General features: G+C 43.3%; 3 protein-coding genes. 1 reads left to right on the forward strand and 2 read right to left on the reverse strand.

Going from position 1 to position 6959, the window contains the following annotated elements; translation table 11 throughout:
- Window positions 1-183: 183 nt before the first annotated feature.
- Complete coding sequence (locus tag VF500_RS00330; protein ID WP_330857768.1) at window positions 184-1038, reverse strand: hypothetical protein; 855 nt, start codon at window positions 1036-1038, stop codon at window positions 184-186.
- A 261-nt stretch (window positions 1039-1299) separates the two neighbouring features.
- Here VF500_RS00330 and VF500_RS00335 point away from each other — a divergent pair, with 261 nt between their 5' ends.
- On the forward strand, window positions 1300-3102 hold the full coding sequence (locus VF500_RS00335) for a hypothetical protein (RefSeq protein WP_330857769.1): 1803 nt from the start codon (window positions 1300-1302) through the stop codon (window positions 3100-3102).
- Between the two features lie 406 nt (window positions 3103-3508).
- Here VF500_RS00335 and sprA read toward each other — a convergent pair.
- The coding region (sprA, locus tag VF500_RS00340) for a cell surface protein SprA (protein WP_330857770.1) at window positions 3509-6959 on the reverse strand (3451 nt) is incomplete at its 5' end.

The raw sequence follows: 6959 nt of genomic DNA on the forward strand, positions 1-6959 counted from the left end.
CTGCTTCTATCTCTTTTATTAGTTGCTCCCGTAAATTGGCCGGAAGATGGCTCCGCTTGTCATCGCGCACTACCCGTAATATCTCCTCGTTTTCCTTTTTCATACACCTTTTTTTGTGTATAGTTTTTTCCGGACGAGTCAATAAATATTATCGGTTAAATTTCAAGTCAACTGCTTAATTACTTATTGCGTTAAGGCTACCGTATTGGTATTGTTGATTTGCCATATAGCTGCGCCGGGGGTAGGAAAGCTTACGCCTTTAGTGCTTCCTTTAACGCCGTTATCCTGGCCAAAGTAATACAGCGGATGCCCTTTATATACCAACTGTGTTTGCCCGAATACAGTTATCACGTCAAAATCGGCCTTGTTTAAAATGGAGGGCACATTTTGAACTGCTGTTACCGCATCAATTGGCCAGTTGGCATCATGCGCCGCCACGCCGGTGCTGAACTTGTTTGTCTTAAAAGTATCCTTTGTAAACATATATAATGTATGTCCATTAACATCTGTTATATATTGTGAGTTTTCGGTACCGGCAATACCCTTACTGGTGTATTGGTTACCATCGTTCCCAATCAGTTGCGCATAAGAAACCATCACGGTATAATCCGGCTTTGCCACAAACCACGATTTACCAACACCATCGCCGTTAAGATCGTTAGCCGCAACATCTTTTGAATAATAATACAAAGGCCAGCCTTTATAGGTAGTTTGCTTGTTTCCGTCGGTGTTGGTGATCACACCAAAATCTGTAGCTGCTAATCCGGTACCTATTGAAGGGTTTTCCTTATAAAAGGCAGGCCAAACAACAGAACAGCCGCCGGTACAATTGGAAACGTTAGCAGCATCGTCAGAGAACAGATAAAGCGAACGGCCGTTATTATCTGTTATTACGCTGCCAAACGTACTGTTTGTGCTAAGCTGCACACCGGTAACAACCGTAGACTTGGTTGGATTGTCGTGATTTTTTTTACACGATGCTGCTAATAAAGTTAAGGCAATTGAGCCCGTCAGGGCTAAGTACATTTTTGTTTTCATCGGGAGTCTTAATTAGATGTTAATAATGGTTATTGTTTAGATATAACGCCATGAATTTCCCGGGGGTTGCTTTGCAGTTAAGCAAAACCTCAATATCAGTTAAACACCGGTAAACAATTTACCTTACCATCTCTCCCGATGAATGATGAATTAAGCATGAGTTTTAATAAAAAAACAACCGATCCCTCCGTTATACTGTAACAAAAGTTGCTAACTTGCTGTTAAAGTATTAACACACAAGTAAAAAATAATAACCGGTAAATGGCGCTAAATTTTTTAAAGCACAGGTGGCAAAAAAGGACATTTAAATTTGTGCTGATACCGGTGATAGTGATATTGCTGCTCGCTGTGGTAGTAAACCAGTATTGGTCGCCTATTTTGGCCGGCAAGGTAAAAGATGTGGTATTAAGTAGCAGCGACAGCCTTTATAAAGCCGATTTCTCTGATGCTGAACTGCATATTCTGCAGGGGAAGATCATTATTTACAACATTACCCTTAAGCCAGATACAGCAGTTTACAATCAAAAAAAGCGTTTACACCTGGCGCCAAATACGCTTGTTGAACTTAAGGTAAAACGATTAGTGCTTAACCATGTACATCCTTTTAGCCTGTACTTTCAAAAAAAGCTAAACATTGGCCAGATCATTTTGAATGAGCCACAACTAAACGTGAGCTACCAGCTAAACCATACTAAAGACACCGTTGTTAAAGATCACCGCACAGCCTGGCAACGGATTTCAAAAAGCCTTAAATGCATTCAGATAGGTAGTATCCTGCTTAATGATGTTAATTTAAAATATGAGGATTATTCAGGTAATAAAGTGGCCATTTCTAAACTTAAGGAGCTAAACTTAAGTGCTACCGACCTGCTCATTGACTCGGCTACACAATATGATAAATCGCGACTGCTTTACTGCAAAGATGTTATCACCGAATTGAATAACTATACCGGAGAAACGCCGAGCGGCCTGTACACTTATAAGATCAGGCATCTTAAACTTTCCACACTCACCTCCCGGCTAAATATAGAAGGGCTTGCTATGCAGCCGGCCAAATCAGACGTTTTTTTTGGCAAAAGCCAGAAAGACCGCCTGGGCTTCCTCGCAGATTCGGTGCAGCTCAACAATTTTGACTATTTAAATTATCATAAATACCGTACGGTTTCCACCTCAAGCTTAACGCTGGCCGGCGGCAAGATAACAGCTTTCACCAACCCGGGTAAAAAGCCCGATTCATTGACCGACAGGGTTAAAACGTTCCCCAACATGATGATCAGGAAATTGAATCTTGATTTAAGGATAGATACCGTGAAACTCAGGCATGTGGATGTGATCTATAATGAGTTTAATAAACAATCGCAAAAAACAGGTACAGTTGCCTTTTATAACACCAGCGGACACATTTATAATATTACCAACAACCCTTCGGCCATAGCCAAAAACAATTTTACCACCATCGATCTGACAAGCTATTTCATGAACCGCGGCCGGCTCGATGTACAATTGAAGTTCAATTTAAGTGATGCGGATGCGGCCTTCAGCTACAAAGGCACATTAGGTCCTATGGAATTTGGAAGGTTAAATCCTGCTACCATGCCTTTGGCCATGGTAAAAATGACATCTGGCAGTGTTAAAAAATTCAGCTTTGATATCCAGGCAAACAGCAAGGTATTTAAAGGTAAGATTGATTTTTTATATAATGATTTAAAAGTTGTATTGCTAAAACCCGATACCGCTAACGACCGCTTCAAGCGGAAATCAATCATGTCGATATTTGCCAACCTGTTTGTGATCAGGCGCAGTAACCCGGATGATAAGGGAAAGCTTACATCATCCCTGGTGATCTATAAACGACCTAAAGATTCACCGTTTTTTAAGACTATATGGAAAACCCTGCTTACCGGTATAAAGCCTTGCATCGGTCTTGACGAAGAAAGCCAAAAAGCTACGAAAGACCGTATTGATGAACACCTCAAAAACAAAGAGGAACGTTTAAAAAACAAAGCAGAACGCCAAAAGCGGAAAGCAGAACGCCAGAAGCTGAAGGATCAGGGGAAGTTTTAATTTGAAAATTTTCTGATTTGAAGATTTGAAAATTACTTAATCGCTTCTTAAAAAACCGCCGCCAACCGCCGCTGTTGGTGTTGTCACCAACAGCTCCTATGGTTCTTGTAAGCATTCAATATCGGGGGGACTAAAAGTTGTTGGTGACAACACCAACAACTGCGGGAGGAAGATGAAATTATCTCTTAAAAAGCATGTCATTGCGAGCGTAGCGCGGCAATCTCGTAGCCAATGCAGGTCCGCCCTGTATAGCTAAGGGATTGCCGCGTCGCCCCAAGTGCTTTTGCCCATGCCGCTCCTCGCAATGACATGTTTTTTTTAACCACCATTTTCAACTGATCTGTGCCCTCCGAACATCTATGATAATAACACCAACAACGACAGCTATCACATTCTCAAATCAGCATTATTGCAACAACAGCTTCAAATTAATACCAAAGTTAGTAAACGATGTATTAAACGTTTGCGAAGTATATGGCTTGGTGAGGTTTGAATCGTAAAACAGATTCAGGTTAAAGCGCTGGTTGATCACGTAATCAATAGACGGTCTAACAGTGATGTTTTGTGCACCTGATGAGATCTCGGCCGATTCAACATCTGCCCGGTAAATGAGTGTTTTATTATCACGCAATGAAAAATCAAGTTTAAAGTTCACGTCTTTGTGTTGGATGCCTTCAAACCAGCCAAATGGAAAATGAAAATCTTTGGTGTGATAGCCGAAGCCCAGAACGATGATCTTTTCATTTTGCTGTGCCAGCTGACTGTTAAGCATACTTAAGCTCAGCGAACGGCTCTGGCGATACTCGACATTGGCAGTCATGCTATTCTTGAAACGCATACTGGCACCCAGCAATGGCACAAACTGCTCAAAAATGGTAACCTGCGAAAACTGGTACAGCGGCAGGAAGTCATTATTCAAATCGCGCGAGGAAGCCGCCCCATTTGCTTCCTGGTATTGCAGCAGCGATGTAAAGCCGCTTACGTTATACGATGAACGGTAACCGTGGCTCAGATCGAACGAATCAAAAATATCCTGGAACCACGAGATCTTACTTAAGCCATTGTACGTTACCTGCCAGTTAGGGATCGGGATCTTTGGAAATTGCGACAGGTTACTGCCAGATGCACTTTTACCCGCGTATGCTGCTAAAAACGCCGGCACCAGTACATTTTGCGAATTTGGCCCGTAACCATCGGCATAACCATCTGTAACACCGGCCGAGTTTGGATTTGTATGTCCTAAGCGCTGCGATATTACACTGCGGGCATCCAGAAACTTCTGGAAAGTGCTGGATACATTGTTAATTCCTTTTGCCGATTCAAAGGCTGTACCAATGGTTAGAAACGACACACTATAGTTACCCGTTGTAATCGGACTTAATGTTTCAATGCTATTGCTTGATGCCAGGTATTTAAAGTTGGCCTGGTAGTTATGGTCCTGGGTTTTAAAGGCGGTAAGCTCAATACGCAGATCTTTAAATGGCTCAATAATACCCCTGAAATGCATATCCTCATTAAGCGAAGTGGTATAGAGCTGATTTTGCAGGGTATCTTTGGTGATCCAACCATTGGCAACAGCTTTAGCCCGGATATCTGTTTGGCTGCCCAGTAAAAAGCCCAATCCGGGAGCGCTGCCATCCGCTCCAAAAAAGCCCGATTGCGGCAGGTATCCCGGTAAAAAAGTGCCCTGCGTACGGGTATAGGTTGCGCTCAGGTTCTTGATACTGGTTAATAAGCCAATCAGAATATTGCTTTTTTTATTGTTAGGATTATTGGACTTGCGGATAAAAGGGAACTTATTATAAAACGAAGCCATATTCAAGGTTGGGTTAAGCTGAATGGCCCTTGAGTTTTGAATGCTGTTACCGACGTCATAATTGGTACTGTTAATAGCAAACAGCGGCTGCGTTTGCCAGTTAAAGTGCGTACTGTAACGCGCCACGGCCGATACCCAATCCAATCCCGGGATTTTATTGATAGGTACCGTATAATTAAAGTTGATGGTATGGTTATAGTTGGTAGTACGGCCAAGCTTTTTCAGGTTATCCCACAGGGTATCCCGCTTTAACCCGTTGATACGCCCCGCAGGCTCATCCACAACCGATAGATTGGTAGCGTCGATATCCATCTGCAATGATTTCGACAGGTTCCAGCCTATACCGTATACCCGGGTTATGTTGAAATACTTGTTGAAGGTGGTTGTCGGGATAGGGATATAATTATTAGGATCATTATCGCGAAGGGTATTCTCCGAGTAAAAACGATTGAAATTGATGCTAAAATTTAACCGCGACGGCAGAATACTAAAGTTCAGGTCCCTGAACAGGGCCAGCATATTGCTTTTGATGATCTTGGCAAAAGGGCTATAGTATTTAGGCTGGTTGGTGTAGTTATAAGCCAGTGTTAGGTTATATGTTTTCTCCACATCATTCTGCGTCACAAAATCATGATGGTTGTATTCAGTGTAGGCATAGCTGGCATTAAAATTCTCGATATCCCAAATGTGGTTGATGGCATTCTGATTTGTGCGGGCCTTATGTACGTTGGTAAAATTGATGCTTTTGCGGGTGGTGATATCAATGGCCGCGTTCCTGATAGAGTCGCGTTCTTTGGTGCTGGTTGCTGCAGCCAGCGATGCCTTTAGCTCAACATCGGGCGCCCCGGGATCATATTGCGGCATGCTCCTTTGCGATGATAAATTGATATACGCAGGAATATGGATCCCGCTTTTATCCGGGAAGAATTTACCCAGCTCAACGTTGGCCGATACATCATAAGTTTGGTCATCGCTCTGGCTCCGGTCGTTCAGCCTTGAATCAAGCGTGCCGAAACCAATGGTTGTTTTGCTGCCGGATACGGTTATATCGGCAAAGTCAGCAAGCTTGGCATCAATCCTTGCAGTAGCTGCCCATCCACCCCGCTGATCAAAATCGGTAAGGCGCAGCTCATCAAACCAAACAGTTCCTGATTTATCCAGTCCATCATCCGGAAGCACATTTGTACCTTTATAAGGGTTGCGTACGCCAAGCATGATGGTACGCAGCTTACTTAAATCGGGCTGGCCTTTGATATAAACCACTTTATCACCCTCGGTATATTTGAAAAGCTGGTTGTACGCCACATTGGAGTGGTTACGGGCAAGCTTTGCGCGTACCAACAGGTCAAGCTCCAGGTCCATCTGGTTAACATCGGGCCAGATAGCTCCTGCATCACTGGTGCCCGGCTGTGTTATTTTTAAAGGCAACTCGTACTCATAGTAGTTGTCCTGGTAGTCAACCCCAAGGCGGATAAATGCGTTCAGGTCGTTATCCTTTAAATAATCGCCTTCGGCATGGATAAACATTTGCATTCGCTTGTATTTGCGCAGGTCATTATAAAAAGTACGGAAGGCAGCCCTTGAATATCCATCACGAAGGCTTTTAACATTGAGGGATAAAGACTGCTCGTTAAGCTTGGTATTGGTTTGCAGGTTATTGTAATTACGCTGGCGGTTAATACCCGGCGGCACCACATAAGGTATCGGTGTACGGTTACCATTCTCTTCAATATTTACCGCCTGCACATCAATGGTCGAATTATCTAACGGCGGGTTTTGGATAGCCGGATCGGCAATTACGTTCAGTGGATTTTTTTCGGTATTGAAAGCACGCCATTCACCACGCACCAGTTCAAGTGTAGCAAAACGAAGTACCGCAGTATCGGCAAAGTTGGTCATGAACATCCTCATAAAACGGATGGCTTTAAAATCCTGGATGTTGCCCACTTTTGACTGATAGTCAGTGATCGGGATGCGGAACTGGTACCAGTTAACCGCCTGCGTTGTACCATTAGGTAATTTCACCTGCGCGGTAACTTTA

This window comes from Mucilaginibacter sp., from assembly GCF_036383575.1.
Classification (GTDB): Bacteria; Bacteroidota; Bacteroidia; order Sphingobacteriales; family Sphingobacteriaceae; genus Mucilaginibacter.